Genomic DNA, 22334 nt, shown 5'->3' with positions numbered 1-22334 from the left:
ATTGCTTACATAAATGATGGGAACAAGGAGTATCTATGAATATATTACTTGCAGACGATGATCTGGACATGCTGAGAATTATACGGCTCTATTTTGAAAAAGAGGGATTTCAGACGTTTACAGCACAAGATGGTGAGGAAGCCTTAGCGGTCTTTTATAATCAAAAGATTGATCTAGCCGTGCTTGATTGGATGATGCCAAAGATTAGTGGACTTGAGGTGTGCAAAGAGATTAAAGGACATCATACCGCCAAAGTATTAATGCTTACAGCTAAAGGAGAGCATGAGGACGAACTGATGGCATTAGAAATGGGAGCGGATGAATATGTCAGGAAGCCCTTTGAGCCGCGAATTTTAATAGTACGAGCGAAAAAGCTACTGCAAATAGAAGATAGCATTCGAATTGGTCCATTGCGGGTGGATATGCAAGGGGGCAAAATATTTAAGGATGGAATCGACCTAGAGGCTACGAAAAAGGAGTTCCAATTAATGAAATGCTTTCTCACAAATCGTGGAAGAATTTTATCGCGGAAAACGCTGTTAGATCAGGTTTGGGGATTCGATTATTATGGAGAAGAAAGAACCGTAGATACACACATTCGTAGGCTCCGTGAAAAAATTGGGGAGCAGCTTATCAAGACCCATCGTGGCGTCGGATATAGTTTGGAAGTCGGACATGAATAAGCTAAGTCGAAAGCTATTTTTACGCACATCAGGTATTATTTGCTTTGTATTTGTGCTGTCTTATCTACTTACTACGTTTTTTTTACCAAGCTATATTTTGCATCAGAAAAAAATTAATTTAGCAGAGCTTACTTCTAAGCTGGAAACAATGGATATAGCACAATTACTCGATGATGTTGAAAAGCTGGAGTATGACTACAATGTAACAATTGTGCAAGCACCTTTTCGTACAGATATCAATAAATTGAATGGTTTGGTACGAGACGAATTACATAAAAAAGGAATTACGCTGTCTAAATTCTGGATTACAGAAGAGAGCTATGAAAAATTAGAAAAGCATGAGACAGTCCGCAAAATTTATAGCCAAGAGAAGCTAGAGACTAGTTTTTTGGTAACTTTTTTAAACAAGAATGGTACATTATTCGTTATCGGTGATTCCATTGCCCATTCAAGTGCATTTATTCAAATGGTTAACGAATTTAACTTATATTTAGCGATAGGAACACTATTATTGACAATCGGATTATCATGGCTCATTTCTAGGCAAATTGTACGTCCCCTGAGCCAGTTACGACAAACGGCAGAGGACATCTCTCATTTGTCTTTTCAAAAATCCGAGATTCAGACTGGTGATGAAATAGAAAGCTTGGCGGAAAGCATTAATATTATGAGTGACAAGTTAAAAGAGGCCCTAGAAGCGTTGGAAGAAAAAAATCAAAACCTACGCATATTTATTTCGGACATTTCCCACGAGTTAAAAACACCGATTTCGCTTATCAAAGCGTACTCTACCGGGATAAAGGATGGACTAGATGATGGCACGTTCATTGATGTTATTAAAAGGCAAGCGGATGATATGTCTGGGATTGTAGACAAGCTACTGAATCTGTCCAAACTACAGAATGACTCATTCACGATGGAGTCATTTGACTTTTGTCTTTTATGGAAGCAAACCATAGACAAATATCAGATTGCTATTCAGCAGAAAGACCTCATTCTCACAGTAGAAGATTGTGGACTAAGCAATTGTTTTGTTGTAGGGGATCGAGCAAAGATTGAGATTGTGCTTGATAATTTTATCAGTAATGCAGTGAAGTACACAAAAAATCAACAGATAGAAATCTTGCTTCAAAGAGATGAAGAGCATTTAGTGTTCTGTATAAAAAATGGTATTGAGTATTGGGATAGCAAGTATTCCGAAAAAATTTGGCAACCCTTCTATGTAATCGAGAGCTCCCGAAATAAGAATTTGAGTGGTACCGGATTAGGATTATCTATTGTTCAAACCATTTTGCAGAAACATCATGCATCATTTGGAGTACGCGTAGAACAGGAGATCATTGCTTTTTACTTTACGATGCCCTTAGCGAATGTTATGAAATAGAACAGATTGATAGAATTGAAACACTTGATACAGATGCCGACGTGTTAGATAAGGTATTGAAAGTAACAAAGTAGAGGAATGCGACGATCCTTCATGTGTGGAATTCTGTATAGGCAATCCTGTTTCTTTCCCTATGAACCCAGTGCCAAAAGGTACTGGGTCTTTTAATCGAAACAAGGGAAGGGTTTTATACTCCATAGATAACAGGACAGAACAACTTTCACAAAAATCAAAAAAAGATTGTGCTTATATTTTTTCTTGATTTTTCATAAAGAACCAAGCTATAATCACAACTGAAAATAATTATCATTTTCACCGTTAAGTAAACTCGTGGTACATAAAATTCAAACAAGAAATCGTTTGTAGGAGAAGGAATTTTGTTGAATAAGCTTGTGATAAAAACAACAGCAAGATGGGGACCCTTACTCATTGGGGTGTTGTTTATCTTGTCGCTTGTCGGTTTAGTTGCTTCTATGTTTGTAGCTATTTCATTTGGTGCAAAGGATTTGACACTGAGTACGGTATGGACGGCCATTACTTCTTATAATCCGGAGCTGACGACACATCAAATCGTTCATGAAATGCGGTTGCCACGTGTGATTGGGGCGGCCGTTGTTGGAGCAGCGTTCGCAGTTGCAGGAGCGTTGATGCAGGGAGTTACTCGTAACCCACTGGCTGATGCAGGAATTTTGGGGATTAATGCAGGCGCTACGTTTGTTGTAGCAATCAGTTTTGCATTTTTGCCAAGTTTGTCTTACACGAGCTTGATGATTATGTCATTTCTAGGAGCCGTGCTTAGTACCATACTCATCTTTTTACTGGGATCACAGGTAGCTGGAGGGCTAACACCGTTGCGTTTAACGATCGCAGGGGCGGTTGTTGCAGCCTTTTTACATTCACTTAGTTCTGGAATCGCTATTTATTATGATTTGAGTCAAGATTTGGCCTTTTGGTATGCTGGGGGTGTCTCTGGGGTGAGATGGTCTCATCTTACTGTACTGGTGCCGGTTATCTTGATTGCCATTTTATGTGCTTTTCTATTGGGACGTTCTGTATCCTTACTCTCATTAGGCGACGACGTTGCAGATAATTTGGGTGTTCATACAAAGCAGATTCGTTTACTTGGAATGGCGATTGCTGTACTGCTTGCTGGGGTATCCGTTTCAGCTGTTGGTTCAATTGGATTTGTAGGCTTAGTGATTCCGCATATTTCCCGAAAGCTAGTAGGAGTTAATTATCGATATATTATTCCAATGTCAGCTCTTTTAGGGGCAATCCTGTTAGTAGTAGCTGACTTAGGAGCAAGGACAATAAATCCGCCTAGAGAGTTAGCAATTGGCGTAATGGTTGCACTTGTCGGTGTTCCTTTCTTTCTTTACCTTGCCCGCAAAGAAAGGAGAGGCTTATAAATGGAACAGCGAATTCTCAGTAGAGAAAGGCGAGCAGGGATGGTCGGAGTCATCCTGGTGTTTATTAGTTTAGTCATCATTCTTATCAGTCTCAATACAGGCTCTATCCGACTTGCTCCTTTAACTGTTTTACAAGCCTTTATTGGCAATGGTAGTCAAGAGGATATGATGGTTTTATTTGAATACCGTCTTCCCCGTATTGTTGTCACGATGCTTGCTGGTGTGGGCTTAGGGGTTTCTGGAGCTATTCTGCAAGGGTTATCCCGTAATTCACTGGCAGATCCGGGGATTCTGGGGCTTCATGCAGGAGCTTCTTTTGGATTGATGATCTTTGTTAGTTTTTTTCAATCATTAAAAGGAACCTCTGCCTTACTGATCCCACTGTTTACCTTTCTAGGTGGGGTAGTGACTGCGGTACTGATCATGCTCCTTGCTTATGATCGGCATAAAGGGTTACTGCCTATTCGCCTCATACTGGTTGGTATTGCCATTACAGCTGGCTTCAGTGCCATTACGCTGTTTCTCTCACTTGCCTTAGATGAAACGACATATGCTTTTACTTCTAGATGGCTGGTCGGTAATGTCTGGGGACGAGATTGGATCAATGTGGTGGCATTGCTGCCATGGATACTGATATTTACTCCATATGCACTCGCCCAATCAAAAGCACTCAATGCTTTCTCGCTTGGGGATGAAGTAGCAATGGGAATTGGGACTGCTGTGAACCGTAAACGATTATTGTTACTGGGGACAGCTGTAGCCCTATCGTGTGCTAGTGTTTCGATGGCGGGAGGAATTGGTTTTATTGGCTTAGTAGCCCCTCATCTGGCTCGTCGACTTGTTGGGCCATTGCATCAGCATTTGCTACCGATAGCAGGTCTTGTTGGATTGGTCATTTTGGTGATTGCAGATACGATTGGTCGTTCCATTTTTCAACCGAATGCGATCCCGGCAGGTGTAGTAGTAGCCGCTGTAGGTGCTCCCTATTTTTTATACGTATTATGTAAAACAAAATAAATCATTTTCAGAAGGAGAAAAAATGAAAGAGAAATTAATGATTTTTATGTGTATTCTATCTATTTTTGTATTATCTGCTTGCGGTCAAAGCACATCGCAATCGAATCATACAGAGTCGACAAAAGGGCAAACAGCTGAGCAACCGGCAGATAAGAAAGAGCCTCGGATTGCCTCTATGTCAATTCATTTGACGAATAACCTGCTAGCACTAGGAATTACTCCAGTTGGTTCTGTAATTGGTGGTGATTTAAAATCCTTCTTGCCTCACGTAGCTGATCGCTTGAAGGATACGAAACCATTAGGTGTAGTAGCAGACCCTGATATGGAAGCTCTTTTAGCATTAAAGCCAGATGTGATTTATGTAGATCAACAATATGCAGGGAATGATTTGTCTAAGTTTAAAAAAATTACTGAAACGCATTCCTTTAACCTAGATGATGGAACATGGCGGGATGCTTTGAAAAAAGTAGGGAAGCTTGTCGACCGAGAACAACAAGCGGAAACCTTTATTAAAGATTACGAAGCACAGGCTGAACGTGTGAAACAGCTCGTACATAACAAAATCGGCGATGGTACCGTGATGGGAATTCGAGTAACGGGGAAAGAGCTACGTGTGTTTAGTACGAGACGACCAATGGGACCTCTTCTATACGATGATTTAGGCTTGAAACCTGCCAACGGTGTAGAGAAGCTTAATAAAAAGAAAGCTTTTGAAGTGATTTCTCAAGAGGTACTGCCTGATTTTGATGCAGATGCCATCTTTGTTATTGTGAACAATAGAGGTGGAGCCGATAAGGTATTTGAGCAATTACAGAGCAATCCGATCTGGAAAGATTTAAAAGCTGTGAAAGCAAACCACGTCTACATGATTCCTGAACAACCATGGCTGGACTATTCAGCACTTGGTGCGAAAATGGCGTTGGATAACGCTGAGGAAATCTTTAGTAAATAGGCAAAAGCAGAAAGTCATGCGAAAATCCTGCGCATGGCTTTTTGTTTATTGAAAAAAGGAATGGAAATATTTATGTAGAAAGGGATGGTAGATAGTACTACAAGGTAAAACAGTTTAGTAAAGAGGGAGGAATCACTTTAGATTTGATGAAACAAGCGATAGGACTCATGGATCAAGACGCGAGCGAAGATTATATACAGCAAAAGATTGCAGGCATCAATAGTGAGATTAAAAAATATAATGGAATATGCCCTATTTCTCTACAAAAAGGGTTAGTTACATGTAACAATCTCAGACAAAAATACGGTAGCTGGGAATAACCGCATCTTATGTAAAGGAATAAAAGCATGTGATAGGGGTATCAGTTGCTTTTACTTTATGTTTATTCAGAGGGATTTGTTATTTTTTATAGAATTAATTGGTATTGATATCTATTTCAATGAAATGTGACATCGAACCAACCTGTAATAACATAAATAAGCTTACTTTAGAGGAGAAACACGCATGAACAAACGCCGAATCATGATTACTTGTGGCTCAATCGTGGCTTTCTTTTTTATTGCGATCATTGCCGCTAGTAGCTATTTTTATCAAATCAGCATCAGTCGTGGTGGTCAAGTCACGCTGTATTCTGGTGAACAAGAGGCTTCCGCTACCCCTGTAAATGCAGCAGTGGAACAGGATAAAATCAACGTAGAGGAATGGTACAAAAAGCAGGAAAAAGGCAGTCTAGAGCAAACCTCATTCGACGGATTGAAACTAAAAGCTACTTACATACCAAGTGAACAACCTAGTGACAAGGCAGTCATTTTAGCTCATGGCTACCGTCGCAAAGGGGAAGACATGAAAAACTACGCAAAGTTCTATCATGACTTGGGCTTTCAGGTGTTAATGCCGGATGCTCGTGGGCATGGTAATAGTGAAGGCGACTATGTCGGATATGGCTGGCATGATCGTAAAGACTATCTGGGCTGGATTAAAATGTTAACGAAACAGGCAAAAGCCAAGCATATTTTCTTGCATGGCGTCTCCATGGGTGGAGCCACAGTCTTAATGACTAGCGGAGAGGAGCTGCCACCTGAGGTAAAAGGAATTATCGAGGATAGTGGATTTACCACTATGACTGAGGAATTGGCCTATCAATTGAAGCATTTGTATCAGTTGCCGACTTTCCCGCTTATGCAAACAACGAGTTGGACTACTAAGCTACGGGCAGGCTATTCGTTTGAAGAAGTGTCTCCCATAGAGCAAGTCAAGAAGAATACTCGACCATTATTTATCATCCATGGTGATCAGGATAAGCTGGTACCAACAGAGATGGCATATCGAATCTTTGACGCTGCACAAGGAGAGAAACAACTCTGGATAGTACCTGGAGCAGGGCACACGAAATCATTTACCGTAGCAAAAGCAGAGTATCAAGAGCGTGTAAAGAATTTTATTGAAAAGGTACTCTAGGAAAGCAGTTGTGTGTTTAGATATCTTCCTCCAAAAAATTAAAAATTAGTGTTAAAAGCATCTGTTTCTAGCGTTTTTGCTGTGACAGATGCTTTTTTGTTTGGGCACGTTGCATTCTCTGATACATAGAATATCAAAAACACAACTAGAGGAGGGTGCCTCATGATGTGGGAGGAACAGGAAGTATTAGAGGTGGCATGGAGCCATTTGCCAGAAGGTGCAGAGGTTTTGCCGATGAGGGAGCCTCATCATTCATCTTATGTTCGTGCTATCGACATGGACAAAGAAGGCAATATGGGGGCAGCTGTTGCTTATAGATGGCACGGGGGAATTTCACTGGTGATGCTAAAACAAGACTGCGGTGGTTGGCAGGTACTTCAGGAAGGGACTGCTCATCCACTCTATTGGTATTGTCTAGCTAAGGCTCAATTACAAGAAAATCTACCTGCTATGGCGATTGAATCTATAGAGACAGGTATCCGTATCAAATCATCATCTACTTATGTAGAGAAATGGAATGATCTAATTCAACATATTCGCATGCAAATACACCAAAAATCAATTGCTCTATATCCGGCATCCATGAGTACGAGGGAAGGAGTGAAATGGGGCTACATTAATGAGCGCGGACAGTTTTTAATCGGTCCTCAATTTGTGTATGCTCTTCCTTTTCAAAAGAACGGGCTTGCTATTGTTTCAGTCGCAAATGGTACCGGATTAATCAATGAATTAGCTCAGTACGTTGTAAAACCTATATATAGTTCAATTAACTCGTTTACGGAAGGTCGAGCAACTGTAATCGATGACAAAGGCTTTTGGGTGATAGATGACAAGGGAACAGTGTTGAGCGACAAACCTCACTCTTATATCGGGACGTATCAAAATGGTAGGGCAATATTTGCTGATACAGATGAACAGGGGAACTACCGATATGGCTATCTCAATCTGGAAGGTAAGATTGTGATTCCCAACAAATATGAAGAAGCCAATGATTTCATAGACGGGAAGGCAGTTGTTAAAATCAAAGAAAATCAATATGCTCTTTTAGGTCGTAACGGGGAGGTATTACATACGTATCCCTACCATACTGTCGGATCGTTGAGCGATGGATTAATGGCTGTTCAGCAGAAAGAAAAAGAACCGTTTGGCTATATGAATGAACAAGAAAAAATAATCATTGAGCCGCAATTTACTTCAGCACAGGCATTCAAATCAGGGCGTGCTGTAGTAGATACATCGGTGGATGATTTCGTTTTTAAATGGGGGCTGATTGATAAAACGGGAGCATTCAAAATTAAGCCGGGGTATAGTGATATTGAGATGCTAGGGGAAGACCGGGTAGCAGTAGGCGTTCTAAAAGACAACAAAGCACCATACATGGGTTCTACATATGCAATTGCTGATAAGGATGGCCGTTTTTTGACAGAATTCGTATACAACAGAGTAGAGAATTATCAGGATGGGGTAGCTTCAGCGACTAATGAACAAACCACCTTCTTTATTGATCGTTCAGGGAGGACCGTGAAGAATCTACCAATTATTAAGGGGACCGGAACACTTACTAAAATGGGAGACATAATTAAGGCTGATGTGAACCAACGTGTAAGTTATTACAAGCCAAATGGCACATTGATTTACGCACAAAACACGGTCATTCCGCTTACCAAGCAATACCGGGTCAAAGAAGAGATATATCATCCTAACAAGGATTATCTCGTCTACTATCCACAAATAGAAGGAATGGCTAACAAAGCGGCGCAGGAACAGGTAAACAAGCGTTTAAAAGGCTTATCTCAAATCAAGCCGATCGATCAGAATGCCCAGCTAGATTATAATTATTTCGGTGACTTCTCCGTTGATTTCTTTAACAATCAGCTTGTGCAATTAAAGCTACTTGGTTATAACTATCCGTTTGGTGCAGCGCATGGAATGCCTACACAGATATATACCCCAATTGATTTAGTTACAGGACAATTCTATACACTACCAGATTTGTTCAAGCCTACTAGTAACTATGTAAAGGTGCTAAGTGACATTATCGGTCAAAAGATAAAGACAGACCCACAATACTCCTATGTTTTTCCTGATACCTATAAAGGAATAGCACCAAACCAGCCCTTTTATATTAAAGAGGACGCTCTTTATATCTATTTCGCTCCCTATGAAATCGCTCCTTATGTTGCAGGATTTCCTACTTTTCGCATTCCGTTTAAAGATATTATGTCAATTATTCATACACAGGGAGCATTTTGGAAGTCGTTCCATTAACAAGCTAGATAGGAGAAAGCCACAATTCAATTCATTGAGTTGTGGCTTTATTTATATCCGAAAAATATTCGTATGGCCATTCTATCCTTTACTGCCCAAGGCTCATATTTCTGGACGGATTTATTGGACGAGCATCTATTTTATTAGGAATGCGAAATAAGGTATGTGAATAAATCAAAAGAGATGGATGCATGAATCGGATCATCTGCACGAAGCTGAGCAACAAGAGAGGGGAAGTAAACAAAAGCGGTTCATTTTCGGAAGAGGAGAGGAAATATCATGAGTGAGTGGACGGCTTTTCAAGAAAATGCGTTGTACCCTGATTGTAATGCAAGGTATTATTTCTATCCGTTTGTAGTTGATCCTGAAGTAGAGATCATTATTGAGGGAGAATATCCTTGTTCACGTTATATGTCTTATACGGTGTACGGATGCAATCAACAGGTGATTGGAAGCGCGTTTGATCAAATGCTAATTCCAAACGAAGGGTGTGTAAATACGTTCGAACCACATGCGAATTGGGAAGCTATGAATCGCAGTTATACACTCAAGCTTCAGTTCACCCCACCGCCGAAATATGTATGTCTCTTTGTTCCAGGGGTAGGAAATAATACATTTTTTATTGGAGCACTGCCTAATGGACAACCTAATTTATGGGGGATCTTAGTCTACCGTATTTATGTAGCAAGTGAAGGGACAGACGAGGCAGGAGGGGAGCTACCAACAATCACCTATAGGCGCAAAAAAGACGGAAAACGACTCAGAGTAAAAAATCCGAAGCCGTTAGATTTGGAAGCAATTTTACAACAAAGCAGTCAGTTATGCACTATGCCGTCTAGACCAATAGGAAATCGAACAGTACCTTTGACGCCTACAACTAATGTGCTAATCTGGTCTCGGCCATCATACAAGCAAAATCGCGTTTTATTTGGAAACCCGCAGGGAGGTTATATGTATGCGTCCCTTTGCTCTTCGCCTGCTCAGTATTTGTGTCTGAGATGGAAAGCTCCCACGTTTCCTGATACGTACCATAACCAGTCCATTACAGGACTAGAAAATATGCGGTATTGGAGCATGTCCTTTGTTTCTACTGTAGGGACTGCTACTATTTGTACGTTAGCTGATTACCAAACTGTATTGGACGAACAAGGATTTGCTACATTACTAGTAGGTTTTGGAGCTCCACGTCCCGCTTTTGCCATACCAGAGCGTGGTTACAATTGGGTTGATTTGGGCAACCAGCCAGTAAAAGGTGTCATTTATCGCAATATGGTGGTATCGGCATGTTTTCCATGCACAGCAGTAAATATCCCCCTTGGTCAACAGGTTCCTATGCAGATGGGCGAATATTTACCAATAGGACAGTACATATCAGTATGCTAAGGGGGAAATTCATCTTCCATTGTTTTTTACCTGCGAGTTGATGGTCTACAGGTGTAAGAGATACAGGAAATCCCAATTAACGTGAAGAATACATTGATAATGGAAAAATTCTAAGAGAAGGAGGTACATACATGAATATGCATGCAGTCAGGGCAGAACTAATTGAGACTGTAGATGGCTTGTCAGATGCAGAAATCAATCAGAGAGCTGTGGAGGGTGTCTGGACAATTGGGCAGGTGTTGGAGCATTTGTACCTGACTGAAACCGCAATAGCTCACCATGTTAAAAAAGCGTTGAGTAATGAAGAGGTACAAATAGAACCAAAGCCCATTTCATTAATACTGGATCGTAGTAATAAAGTGCAAGCTCCCGCTCCTTATGAACCGACAACTGAGCCTAAGCATGTACAGGATCTATTGCTGAAGCTAGAGTCTGCTCGTACTTCTTTGTTAGCTGTTTATGGAGGAGCAGAGAGTTCTCAGCTTGCAAAAAAGGGATTTACACATCCGGCATTTGGGCTTCTAGACATAAATCAATGGATAGAATTTGTTGGATTCCATGAGCAAAGACACCTAGAGCAGATCAAAGAGATTAAAGCACATTTATCCGTGTAGCTGTTAAATGAAAGAGTAGGATGAAGCTCTTTTTATGTATGCCGATAGCTATGATAGTGAATATAGTCCTAAAAAAGAAAATTCTTTATAATTAGTCCCTACGTAGTCTTATGAAAACGATATAAGGGAAAACAGACTGCCAATCTGTTGTCTGTTTTTTATTTTTCTCTTTACAAACCGTCGGTCGGTATGTAAGATGATAATCAGGAAATCATTCCAAAAGGAGAACGTGCTCATGACACAACAGAATCACTCCGTCTCCACATTTCAGATGCTATTAGCAACTACGGAAGAGATTATTCGTGAACGGGGATGCCGGCAAACCACCCTACAAGAAATTATGAACAGAACCAAGTTGTCAAAAGGGGCCATTTATCATTATGTGCAAAGTAAGGATGAGTTGTTTGCCTATATTTTGCAAACGAAAATGGAAAAGGTAAATGAACAATTTCAATATCAAGTTGAAATTGCTAAACGTGGAGAATTACACGATCCATTAAAATCGATCATTGATGGCTTTACTGAATTGCTAGAGGGAGAAAAGGAAGTCTCCAGTCAAATCTTTATTTATCTCCTCTCTCAAAAAGAGAATAAAGAGATTGCTACTTTATTGAACCGATTTCATCAATTCTCTGTTGATATGCAAATGAAGTGGATACAATGTGGGCAGGAGGCTGATGCTATTTCTAAAAATATCGATCCACTGAAACTAGCCCATTTTTTTATGACAAATATGTATGGGAGCATTATTGCAAAAGAAATGGGTATAAATCAATTTTCGGCTGATGATCTATACCTTATTATGAATGATTTATTACAAAACAAAAACGAAGACAGTCAAAAACAGTAGGCATAGCAGGGGGGCAAATCTTGATCTCCATCTACTTGACCTACAGGTGAAGGAGACGTTTCAAATGATACGTATATAGAATACTAGCTCCTACTTTAGTAGCTCATTATTTTTTTATCAAGTACAAACCGCCAGTCGGTTTGTTTGGCAGGAGTGTATAGCTTATATGGAAGTAAGACCTAAAAAAACGCGCAATTTTAAAATAATCCTTACGAGTATTCTATTATTGGTCATCTTGGTTATTTTGTACTACAGCTATAAAAATTACTATTACATAACAACTGATGACGCTCATGTTACAGGTGAAATCTACAAAATAGCGGCTAGGGTACCAGGGAAGATAGAACAATTCAACTTGGAAGAAGGTACTCGGGTGAGTATGAATCAAGTAGTTTCCAAACTTGAACAAGTAAATGCGAGTAATATTTCTTCTTTAGAAAACATGGTTGTACGATCTCCAATTGATGGGATCATCATCCAAAAGCTTGCAAATCAAGGGGAGATTGTAGGAGCTGGTAATCCGTTAGCTCTTGTAATGAACAAAGCAAGCTTATATATCCAGGCCAATATTGAAGAAACCAAAGCAGGATATGTGAAAGCCGGGCAGCCGGTAGAAATTCGCTTAGATATGTTTCCCGGTCATGTGTATCAAGGTAAGGTCGAATATGTCGGAGAAGCGACGCAGTCCACATTTTCCTTGCTTCCTCCAACAAATGCAGGAGGTAGTTTTACCAAGGTAACACAACGTATTCCGGTTAAGATCAGCTTTGTTGAACAAGCGTTTAATTTTAAGCCTGGAAGTAATGCTTCGGTCACGATTCTTGTGAGATAGGAGAGAAATCATGAGTAGAACGAAACAGCTTTATCTAAATCCTATGCATTCTTCCACTCAGAACTTTTGGCCTGCTGTATTTGCCATTGTGTTAGGCACATTTATGGCGGTATTGGATACGAGTATTGTTAACGTGGCTATCCCAGAAATGATGAATGTTTTTGGGGTTTCTACAGATGAGATTCAATGGGTTGTTACGATCTATACACTTACAATGGCTGCCGTCATTCCACTTTCTGGATACCTAGGTGTGCGTTATGGTATGAAAGTGAGTTATCTTGTCAGCCTGCTCCTGTTCACGTTAGGCTCGTTATTTTGTGGTTTTGCGTGGAGCAATGGAAGCATGATCGCAGCAAGGATTGTTCAAGCGATGGGCGGTGGCTTGATGATGACAATTGGACAGTCGATGATTCAATATGTTGTGCCTGCGGAAAAAATGGGCCCTGCAATGGGAGTATTCGGTATCTCGGTATTCGTCGCTCCAGCAATCGGACCTAGCTTGAGTGGCTATTTTGTAGAATATCTGGATTGGCGGCTGATTTTTACTGTAAATATTCCGTTTGGATTACTGGCTCTTTATTTGGTCTGGCGCTTTTTACCAGAGACAAGCGCAGAAGGAAATCACCGCTTTGATTTACCCGGATTTGTGTACGCTAGTATATTTCTTGTTACGATTTTGTTAGCCTTTACCAAGGGGGAACAGGAGGGCTGGAGTTCCTTTTACATCGTTTCATTATTTTTATCAGCGTTAGTTAGTGGTGTTTTATTTATACAGAGAGAGCTATCGACATCAGAGCCTTTAGTGGATATCCGTTTGTTTGCTAATCGAGATTTTACAATAGGTGTTTTGGTTAACAGCTTGATCATGGCAGCTAATTTCAGTGTCATTTATCTGCTGCCCATTTACTCGGAAAATATGTTAGGAAAAACAGCAATGGAAACAGGACTTCTCTTACTACCTCAAGCTATTGCATCTGGTATTGTAACTCCGTTAAGCGGAATGCTGGCTCCTAAATGGGGGGTGAAGCCTTTTATTATTACTGGAATTGCACTTTGTATCCTATCTGGGGTCGGCATTGCTCAGATCGACCTGCATACGGATATGAACTACATAACATGGTTACTGGTACTCAGAGGTGTGGGAATGGGGCTATGCTTAATGACTTCTATGCATATTCCTCTGCTAGCCATTACTGATCAAAGCAGGATACCGGCAGGATCTGTCATTACTAACGTTTCTCGACAAATGGCTATATCGATTGGAATTGCTGGATTAATTAGCTATTTTTATCAACGAGGTGCTACACATACCGTTCATTTATCAGAAACGGTTACATATAAAAGCGTAGTAACTAGTGAGACACTCCGCCATTTTATACAGATGTTTAGTAGTAAAGGATTTTCGAGCGAGGAGGCTCACGGTATGTCATTGGGAGTAATGGAGCAACTGGTTCGAAAATATGCTACTATTCAGGCTTTGCAAGATAGCTTGGCCATGGCAGTGATCGCATTCATAGTAGCTCTTGCATTGATTTTTTTGATACGGGAAAAGAAAATATCTGATGTAGCCTCACCAAAACAATCAGTGCCACATGAATGAAAAAATGGAGGATACTTCGATGAAAAAAAGTGCGAAGCTGACACAAAAATAGCACTCTCTTGTATTATTGTAAGTAGCATTAGTTCCCTAGTCGGTTGTACTAGCATCGAACCGGAGAAAATCGTAATGGCTTCAGTGAAGACGGAAGATTCAGTGAATGTTAATCAAAACAAGTCTACTAACAATCCACTCTATAGCTATACATCTATTCCAAAAGTGCTGGGAGGGTGGCAAGCGTACAGGTGTACCAGAGGAAGAGATAGCTTCGATAGCGGAGGAATGGTAACAATCACGGAAAATGCCAAGTGACAATCCAAGAAAAGAATGGGAGAGAAGATGATGAGTAACGTGCAAAATGGTCGGTTTGCTGCAACAGCTGGAAAATCATTTGTGGTGTTTTACATTGGGATGCGCATCAATAAATGGTGGGCTATCCATAAATGGTTTCCTGTCTTTTTAGCAATGGTGAAAATGCTTAAAGAGTTATACCAGCACCCGGAATTAGGATTTATGGGAGCAGAATATTGCTGGAATGGTAGAACAATCAGTCTCATACAGTATTGGAATTCATATGAACAGCTAGAAACCTATGCACATGGGGGCTATCATCTGGAGGCTTGGAAAGCTTTTCAACGTCAAATAGGTTCAGATGGAAGTGTAGGTATTTTTCATGAAACATACAACATGGAACCTGCCAAGTATGAGGCGATTTATGCGAATATGCCGTTGTTCGGACTAGCAAAGGCAATTGGGCAGGTACCTGCAACAGGTAGATATCAAAGCTCTAGAAAAAGATTAACAGCACATCCTCCTGAAGAGAAAATAGAATAAAGCAGGGTTTCGTCCATGATGTTAGGTGACAGGCTGATGTAAGAATCAGCTTGTTTTTTATAAAAAAATATTGACAATGAGAATCAGTATCAATATTATGTAAGTGATAATAATTTTCATTTAAGGATTAGAAATATAGATATAAGGGAGAGATCTCCGTGAGCAAAATTGGGATGATATATGCGAGCATGACAGGAAACACCGAGGAAATGGCAGAATTGATTGCTGGAAGCATTCGTGAACAAGGGGTAGAAATTGAAGTAAAAGAGGTATGGAATGCGAAAGCTGCTGACTTGGTTGAATATGATGCGATCCTGTTAGGGGCATACACTTGGGGCGACGGAGATCTGCCAGATGAATTCCTCGACTTTTACGATGAAATGGACGGACTGGATCTTAGCGGTAAGAAAGCGGCAGTATTCGGTTCTGGAGATACTAGCTATCCGATGTTTGGAGAAGCTGTAGAAACGTTGACTAAGAAGCTGCAATCCTTAGGAGCAGAAATCGTGTTGGAAGGCTTGAAGGTAGAGCTGTCACCTGGAGATAAGGAGATTGAGGAATGTAAGGAGTTTGGGTCTATCTTTGCACAGAAGCTTGGGTAATAGCCTGGGGTGAGAGTAACTTCTATTAGATATAGTGATCAATGATAAAGAAGCCAGAAGATGAAACAGAGAGTTTCTGTTTTTTATGTCTGGTTTCTTGTTCTGTTCAGCTTTCCGCTTGGAATGCTTTCGCTTATAAGGTGAACATGATACAAAAAAGCCCCGGAGAAGGTCTCCGGGACGAAGGTGAATAAAAAATCTTATTGTTTGTCGTAGGTAACTTTATTGGTTTTACCTTTACCTTTGAATTCCCACAAATCATCTTTACCATCAGTATCATAGATGGTTCCATCAATGTCAGCATCGTCAAACTCATCCCAGATGTCATCACAGATATCCTTGATGAATTTTTTGATTTCTGAATCGCTTAGGTCTTCATATTTACTCTTGTAATCATCGAGGTCGACTTTAATGGTTACATCGATATCATCCTCATCACCTTTTAAGGTAATATCCCATTCGATTTTTTTCCATTTACCATAATCATCGTTCAACTCGTCTTCCAGATCATCTACATCATCTTTTTTGCTCTTTTTCTTTTTATCTGTATCTTTTTTGTTTAATTGATCTCTATAGTAGGTAACGTCTTTTTCTAACGTAGAGATTTTAGAGTCCTTGTTAGCAAGCTCAGCTTGTAGTTGTGCGATTTTAGGGTCTACACGGTCTCCTACAGTTACTGTAAAGGTAGATTGATCCCAAGAAACATCCTTGTTAAATACGCCTGCCATCATGCGTAGTGGGATGTATGTAGTCCCGTTAACGATGAATGGTTCGGTATCAGTATTAACTACATAGCCGTTATACTTTACTTTCACATTGTTATAAGTAGCTTGAATATTTTTTTTCACAACAGCTGCATCAGTTGTAGCAGGCAAAGCCCCAATTAACAAAGCTGAGGACAGCAAAAGTAGTGTTTTCTTTTTAAACATGTCATTCCCCTCCAGATAGTGGATCAATTCGTCTTTGATATTCATTTGTAAACACTTTATCCTGATATTGAAACGGCAAATTGGCTTGGAATTCTCCCTACATTCGAATTCCTATGAAATATACGGCTAAGTATCAGAATAGTGCTTATCACGGTTTTTTACAAGAGAAAAAAGTCATACTCTCGACCCATTTTCATCTTTTTTCCTGCTAAGTTTGTTTGATTTTTTTCCAATATTTTAGTTAAAAGCTTTCATATTGGGAAAGTTTCTTAGTTAAGATAAAACTATCCAAAGCATATAATGGTAATAATTACTAATGTTTCAGTTAATGTAAACTTGAGGAAATGGTGTGAAAAGCCATTTAATCATTACTTCATGATGCTTAATAAGGTAACATTACCGTTTTAAATAAGGAATAATAGACTTGCAATTCGAAACATATAAAAAATATACTGAAGATACTCCCCAAAAGATTGCTGGTAATAATAAAATCAAAAATAGAAGTACTATTACAATTCGTTCAAAAAATATCCACTTTAGAGAAGATCACAGCATTGCGATTAATCCCAATATCAACTACTATGGAAAATAACTGTACTTTTGTAAGTAAATAAATAATAGTATGGGTGGTGTCAAGTTGAAACAGCAACACAACAAAAAGATGAAAGCTGGATCAGGTAAAAAAGGTAAAGCATCTGATCCATCTTCAAAATGGATTTTTTGGAGTATCGGAATCATAGCTGTTTTAGTGGTAGCGTATCTCTTCCTTATGCCAAAATCAACGCAGTTGGCATTGATGGAAGCTACAGACTATGAAGGGCAGCCTTATCTTGGGAAAGAGACTGCCAAAGTTAAAATTGTTGAGTTTGGTGACTATAAGTGCCCAGCCTGCAAAACATTTAATGAAGAGCTTGTAAAACAGATTGATAAGGATTTTGTAGAGACTGGAGTAGCTCAGTTTTATTTCTTGCAAGATCCATTTATTGCTGTAGATTCTCATCGTACAGCTTTATTTGCTGAAACTGTTTATGGAGAATTAGGGAATGATTTTTTCTGGAAATTCCATGATTTATTGTATAAAAACCAACCAGCAGATCTTAAGCTAGAAGGGCAGGATTATTTTACAGAAGGTATGTTAAAAGATCTGATAAGCCAAATAGCTGACCAACAACAAACGGAAAAGGTAATGCAGGCTTTTACGGCTAAGAAATATCAAGCGGCTGTTGACAAAGATTTAGCTATTGTAAAAAGGCTTGATGTAAGGGGAACGCCAACCTTATACATTAATGGGAAGCGATTTGAGGGAAGTACGATGGATGACTTCAAAAAAGCTGTAGAAGAAGCAGCTACCCCTGCTACAGAGGGGAAATAGTGCATGAATAAGTCGTTAGTATTTTCCTGGATTACTGCACTTATTGCAACGATTGGGAGTCTTTATTTTAGTGAAGTAATGCATTTTGTACCATGTACGCTTTGCTGGTATCAGCGAATTTTGATGTACCCATTGACAATCCTGTTAGGGATAGCTGTGTATCGTAATGATACCAGTATCTATAGATACATATTGCCGCTTTCAATCGTGGGAATGATCACTTCAGCTTATCACTATGGCGTGCAGAAGGTACCATTTATGAAGGGGGCAGCCCTCTGTACCCAAGGTGTGCCGTGCACAGGTGAGTATATTAATTGGCTTGGCTTCATTACAATACCTTTCTTGGCATTAGTTGCTTTTGTGATGATTACAATTTGTCTGCTTGTAGTGAAAAGAGAGGCAGATGTCGAGTAAGGTAGAAAAAGTGAGTATAGAAGTATCAAATGAAATGCAAAAACGATTTGAAAATAGAAACAGACAAACAGAGTGTTGGAAGAGTCAATTCCAACACTCTGTTTGTTTATGCAACAGTATATCGATTCGTCTGCCAAGCCGAAATGTCAGATAAGCTACATAACCAGCTAGCTTTTCAATCACGTTTTATCTAAGAGGATATGAAATATCAAAGGTACCGGAATGGTGATGTAGCTTCAAAGGGGACGAGTGAAAGTGGATTGCCAATACATATTTTTTCTTGTACACTTAGTAGTAGTAGTGGAAAATATAAAAAATAAAATATTTTCCTTGGTTCCCCAGGAGGTGATTTCAATGCAAGAACGCATTGCTATGTGTGTGAAAGAAGAGATAAAACAATATGGTATCAAATTCACAATGGCAAACATTGCTCAGCATGCAGGTATTAGTACCAAGACTTTATATGGCATTTTTGTATCCAAAGAAGAGCTGCTTGCCTACATTATTCAGCAGGATATGCAGCATTATTTCGATAAAGAAACAGAAATCCTACAAAATAAGCAGTTGGGACCGATTGAAAAACTAAAACAACTGTTTTTGGTCATCCCTAGTGAGCTTATCACGTTTGATTTACGATTTTTAGCAGAATTAAAGAGGTTTTATCCTGATCAGTGGCAGATTTTTAACACACTCATGCATGAGGGATGGGACAATATAAGTAGGTTTATGGAAGAAGGGATTGCAGAAGGGATATTTCGACCTGTGAATGTAAAGGTATTTATCCAGATGTTTATAGGCTCCTTACAACAGATGACCTATCAGTCTCCGCTCACACAGCAGCAAATGACAGTGCAAGAGGCTCTGGAAGCCATCATGGATATTATGGTGGAGGGTGTAAGAAATAAAGATAGTGAGCCGGAAAATAGAGAGGAGAGAGCGAAATGAGTTGGGTCTTTTTAGGGGTGGCTATTTTATTAGAAGTTGCAGGTACGACTATGATGAAGCTGTCGAATGGATTAACAAAGATATGGCCAACCATTCTTATGTTTGTGTTTTATCTGATTTGCTTTTCTTCGTTAAGCCTAGCTTTAAAAAAGCTAGAGGTTGGCGTTGTGTATGCAATCTGGTCAGGGATAGGTACCGCATTGATTGCGACTATTGGAATTATCTGGTTTAAAGATAGCCTATCCGTACAAAAGGTAATTGCTATTCTATTGATCATTGGAGGGTGTGTTCTTTTAAATTTGCAAGGAGACTCCCATGGTGGATCAGCAGAAGGAAAGCACAGTGAAGAAGCTGAAATGGTAGCATCTAATAATAAGGGTAGCTCGTACCGGTAAGTAAACAATCGGAAAAACATTCGGGTTGCAAAGGAGTGCACCAAAAGATGAGACTTGGAGCTGTAGAAGCAGGTGGAACGAAGTTTGTTTGTGCAATCGGGAATGAATATGGTGATATTTTGGAGAGAACTAGCTTTCCAACCACGACGCCAAAAGAAACATTGGAACAGGTTATTGCCTTTTTGCATCGAAAGAACTTAGATGCAATTGGGATAGGTTCGTTTGGACCGATAGATGTAAACACGAGTAGTAATACCTATGGGTATGTAATGAATACACCAAAGCTGGCTTGGAGAAATTATGATGTTCTTGGTCATATGAAAGAACATTTTTCGGTTCCAATTGCCTTTGATACAGATGTGAATGCTGCTGCATTGGGAGAAGCTACTTGGGGAGCCGCTAAAGGCTTAGATAGTTGCATCTATATGACAGTGGGTACTGGAATTGGTGTTGGAGCTATTGTGGAAGGGAAGCTTTTACACGGTATGTCTCACCCAGAGATGGGACATATTTTGTTAAAACCACATCATACAGATTCATTTACAGGTGTGTGTCCGTACCATGGTAACTGTTTAGAAGGCATGGCATCTGGACCAGCTATTGAGAAACGGTGGAATCAACAGGGAACAGAATTGCAAACAAGCACAGAGGTTTGGGAATTAGAAGCCTATTATCTAGCGCAGGCTTTGATGAATTATGTCCTTATCTTAGCTCCTAAAAGGCTTATCATAGGTGGAGGGGTTATGAAGCAAAAGCAACTATATCCACTAGTGAGTCGACAATTGATCGAACTATTACAAGGTTATGTGAGTGAAAATGAGTATTTCTATGGTGATTTATCAACCTACATTGTTCCTCCAGCCCTTGGAGATAATGCAGGGGTGTCTGGTGCTTTGGCATTAGCAAAGGGAAGCTTGGTGCAGGGGTAAAAGTAATTTTAGTTATGGAGGAATAGAAGCTGATAGGTGTTTGAAGATGATACTGATAATAAGTATAAAGGGTTGAGCAAATGAAAACTGCTCAACCCTTCTTTGTAATCGCACTGCTCAATCAAACGTAAAACCAACGTTGCTCCAACCGCTCCAGCTATTTATGCTTTTTTACAAGAAAAACTCATTTCCATAGTCTACCTCAGCTTTCCCACAACTTTTCCTCAAGATGAACATTCACCTGACATGCCCCGTTAGTACATTGTTCTTGTAAGAAGTTATTCTTGTAAAACTAACTATGAAGGGGTTTGATTTGAATGAATAAAAAAGCATCAAGATGGATGATTGGGGCGTTAGCACTAGCAGTTTTTGCACCAACGGCGGCCTTTGCGGCAACGAATACAAATGTAGATGAAACGAAAGTAGAGAGAACCTTTCATCAAAAAGGCGGATACGACTCACTTGAGAATAGACAAACCAATCAACAGGAATTAATGAAGATTATCAACAAATACAATCCTGATCTAGCTGACGATTTCCAGAAACTATTTGACCAGCAGGAAAAAGGGAAAGTGGAAGTGGATGAAGCAACGAAGAAAAAGCTAGATGAAATTCGTGAACAAGTAAAGAACGGTACGTTAACTCAAGAACAAGCTAATGAGAAGCTTGGTGTGAAAGGCTTTGACAAAGGCAATGTGGAATTTCGGAAAGTGGAAGTGGATGAAGCAACCAAGACAAAGCTAGATGAAATTCGTGAACAAGTAAAGAACGGTACGTTAACTCAAGAACAAGCTAATGAGAAGCTTGGTGTGAAAGGCTTTGACAAGGGCAATGTGAAATATGTGAAAGTGGAAGTGGATGAAGCAACCAAGACAAAGCTAGATGAAATTCGTGAACAAGTAAAAAACGGTACGTTAACTCAAGAACAAGCTAATGAGAAGCTTGGTGTGAAAGGCTTTGACAAAGGTAATGCGAAATATGGGAAAGTAGAAGTGGATGAAGCAACCAAGAAAAAATTAGATGAAATTCGTGAACAAATGAAAAATGGTACGTTAACTCAAGAACAGGCAAAAGAAGAAATGGAAAAATTGGGCTTTAAGCACGCTGTTCGTGAAGGCAAAGAAAATATCATGGAACAGATTAAAGTAGCAGCCGATGCGGATGATGCTGATACAGTGAACAAACTGCTACATGAGTTGTTAGAAAACATGCAAAACAAAAAACACCTAGAAGCAAATGCTGAATAATTGAAGTATGTATATAAGTGCTGATTCCGTCAAGCTAACAGACGGCTCTCTAGTAAACAGTAGGGAGCCACCTGTATGTACAAGGTACAAGGGGAGAAGAAGTGAAGTAGCTGATAGCAGAAAAAACAGGTAGAGCAAGATCCCTAGACAACTATCTACGATAACAACTTGCTGTTGTCCTATTAGGAGATATCTGTATACAAAAAAACGTCCGATTTGG

24 protein-coding genes are annotated in these 22334 nt (G+C 39.7%); 23 read left to right on the top strand and 1 reads right to left on the bottom strand.

Annotated elements, in window-relative coordinates; translation table 11 throughout:
- Positions 1 to 35 precede the first annotated feature (35 nt).
- From BrL25_RS07985 to BrL25_RS07915, 16 genes are all read left to right on the top strand, one after another.
- A complete protein-coding gene (locus BrL25_RS07985) occupies positions 36 to 683 on the top strand; it encodes a response regulator transcription factor (RefSeq protein ID WP_018670266.1) in 648 nt (215 codons plus the stop codon).
- Entirely contained in the window at positions 676 to 2067 is a 1392-nt protein-coding gene (locus tag BrL25_RS07980; RefSeq protein WP_018670267.1) for a sensor histidine kinase, read from the top strand. Before BrL25_RS07985 ends, BrL25_RS07980 begins: the two co-directional genes overlap by 8 nt.
- Before the next feature lie 473 nt (positions 2068 to 2540).
- Entirely contained in the window at positions 2541 to 3476 is a 936-nt protein-coding gene (locus BrL25_RS07975) for a FecCD family ABC transporter permease (protein WP_035311878.1), read from the top strand.
- A complete protein-coding gene (locus BrL25_RS07970; protein WP_018670269.1) occupies positions 3477 to 4493 on the top strand; it encodes a FecCD family ABC transporter permease in 1017 nt (338 codons plus the stop codon). It begins immediately after the preceding gene.
- 22 nt (positions 4494 to 4515) lie between these two features.
- Positions 4516 to 5445: an iron-hydroxamate ABC transporter substrate-binding protein gene (locus tag BrL25_RS07965; RefSeq protein ID WP_018670270.1), complete on the top strand. Its 930-nt coding sequence runs from the start codon at positions 4516 to 4518 to the stop codon at positions 5443 to 5445.
- A gap of 143 nt (positions 5446 to 5588) precedes the next feature.
- Positions 5589 to 5765, top strand: coding sequence for a hypothetical protein (locus tag BrL25_RS24750; RefSeq protein ID WP_155802985.1), 177 nt, complete (start codon positions 5589 to 5591; stop codon positions 5763 to 5765).
- Between the two features lie 184 nt (positions 5766 to 5949).
- The gene (locus BrL25_RS07960; RefSeq protein ID WP_018670272.1) at positions 5950 to 6903 is read left to right on the top strand and encodes an alpha/beta hydrolase; all 954 of its coding nucleotides are present in this window, start codon (positions 5950 to 5952) and stop codon (positions 6901 to 6903) included.
- A gap of 162 nt (positions 6904 to 7065) precedes the next feature.
- Positions 7066 to 9171 (top strand): WG repeat-containing protein, encoded by a 2106-nt coding sequence (locus BrL25_RS07955; RefSeq protein WP_018670273.1) that lies wholly within the window; start codon positions 7066 to 7068, stop codon positions 9169 to 9171.
- A gap of 279 nt (positions 9172 to 9450) precedes the next feature.
- Positions 9451 to 10554, top strand: a complete 1104-nt coding sequence (locus BrL25_RS07950) for a hypothetical protein (RefSeq protein ID WP_018670274.1) — start codon at positions 9451 to 9453, stop codon at positions 10552 to 10554.
- A 131-nt stretch (positions 10555 to 10685) separates the two neighbouring features.
- Entirely contained in the window at positions 10686 to 11168 is a 483-nt protein-coding gene (locus BrL25_RS07945; RefSeq protein WP_018670275.1) for a DinB family protein, read from the top strand.
- Between the two features lie 235 nt (positions 11169 to 11403).
- Positions 11404 to 12018, top strand: a complete 615-nt coding sequence (locus tag BrL25_RS07940) for a TetR/AcrR family transcriptional regulator (RefSeq protein ID WP_018670276.1) — start codon at positions 11404 to 11406, stop codon at positions 12016 to 12018.
- Positions 12019 to 12184: 166 nt separating this feature from the next.
- On the top strand, positions 12185 to 12850 hold the full coding sequence (locus BrL25_RS07935) for an efflux RND transporter periplasmic adaptor subunit (RefSeq protein WP_018670277.1): 666 nt from the start codon (positions 12185 to 12187) through the stop codon (positions 12848 to 12850).
- 10 nt (positions 12851 to 12860) lie between these two features.
- Positions 12861 to 14450, top strand: a complete 1590-nt coding sequence (locus tag BrL25_RS07930; protein WP_018670278.1) for an MDR family MFS transporter — start codon at positions 12861 to 12863, stop codon at positions 14448 to 14450.
- Positions 14451 to 14576: 126 nt separating this feature from the next.
- The gene (locus tag BrL25_RS07925) at positions 14577 to 14759 is read left to right on the top strand and encodes a hypothetical protein (protein ID WP_018670279.1); all 183 of its coding nucleotides are present in this window, start codon (positions 14577 to 14579) and stop codon (positions 14757 to 14759) included.
- Between the two features lie 30 nt (positions 14760 to 14789).
- Positions 14790 to 15281, top strand: coding sequence for a DUF4188 domain-containing protein (locus tag BrL25_RS07920; protein ID WP_018670280.1), 492 nt, complete (start codon positions 14790 to 14792; stop codon positions 15279 to 15281).
- Positions 15282 to 15439: 158 nt separating this feature from the next.
- Positions 15440 to 15883: a flavodoxin gene (locus BrL25_RS07915; RefSeq protein ID WP_018670281.1), complete on the top strand. Its 444-nt coding sequence runs from the start codon at positions 15440 to 15442 to the stop codon at positions 15881 to 15883.
- Positions 15884 to 16083: 200 nt separating this feature from the next.
- Here BrL25_RS07915 and BrL25_RS07910 read toward each other — a convergent pair whose 3' ends face one another.
- Entirely contained in the window at positions 16084 to 16812 is a 729-nt protein-coding gene (locus BrL25_RS07910; protein ID WP_018670282.1) for a stalk domain-containing protein, read from the bottom strand.
- Between the two features lie 424 nt (positions 16813 to 17236).
- Between BrL25_RS07910 and BrL25_RS24745 the strand changes: the two genes are divergently transcribed.
- From BrL25_RS24745 to BrL25_RS07880, 7 genes are all read left to right on the top strand, one after another.
- A complete protein-coding gene (locus BrL25_RS24745) occupies positions 17237 to 17404 on the top strand; it encodes a hypothetical protein (protein WP_018670283.1) in 168 nt (55 codons plus the stop codon).
- A gap of 45 nt (positions 17405 to 17449) precedes the next feature.
- Positions 17450 to 18184 carry a DsbA family protein gene (locus tag BrL25_RS07905; RefSeq protein ID WP_018670284.1) on the top strand — a complete coding sequence of 245 codons (735 nt, stop codon included), beginning with the start codon at positions 17450 to 17452 and terminating at the stop codon, positions 18182 to 18184.
- Positions 18185 to 18187: 3 nt separating this feature from the next.
- Positions 18188 to 18598, top strand: coding sequence for a disulfide oxidoreductase (locus BrL25_RS07900; RefSeq protein WP_018670285.1), 411 nt, complete (start codon positions 18188 to 18190; stop codon positions 18596 to 18598).
- A 354-nt stretch (positions 18599 to 18952) separates the two neighbouring features.
- A complete protein-coding gene (locus BrL25_RS07895; RefSeq protein ID WP_018670286.1) occupies positions 18953 to 19543 on the top strand; it encodes a TetR/AcrR family transcriptional regulator in 591 nt (196 codons plus the stop codon).
- Complete coding sequence (locus tag BrL25_RS07890) at positions 19540 to 19938, top strand: DMT family transporter (RefSeq protein ID WP_018670287.1); 399 nt, start codon at positions 19540 to 19542, stop codon at positions 19936 to 19938. Before BrL25_RS07895 ends, BrL25_RS07890 begins: the two co-directional genes overlap by 4 nt.
- 47 nt (positions 19939 to 19985) lie before the next feature.
- Positions 19986 to 20867 carry an ROK family protein gene (locus BrL25_RS07885; RefSeq protein WP_018670288.1) on the top strand — a complete coding sequence of 294 codons (882 nt, stop codon included), beginning with the start codon at positions 19986 to 19988 and terminating at the stop codon, positions 20865 to 20867.
- Positions 20868 to 21184: 317 nt separating this feature from the next.
- Positions 21185 to 22114 carry a hypothetical protein gene (locus BrL25_RS07880; protein WP_018670289.1) on the top strand — a complete coding sequence of 310 codons (930 nt, stop codon included), beginning with the start codon at positions 21185 to 21187 and terminating at the stop codon, positions 22112 to 22114.
- The last annotated feature ends 220 nt before the right edge of the window (positions 22115 to 22334 follow it).

The sequence above is a fragment of the Brevibacillus laterosporus DSM 25 genome, from assembly GCF_002706795.1.
GTDB classification, from domain to species: Bacteria; Bacillota; Bacilli; order Brevibacillales; family Brevibacillaceae; genus Brevibacillus_B; species Brevibacillus_B laterosporus.
This window is presented reverse-complemented; position numbering and strand designations above follow the sequence as displayed.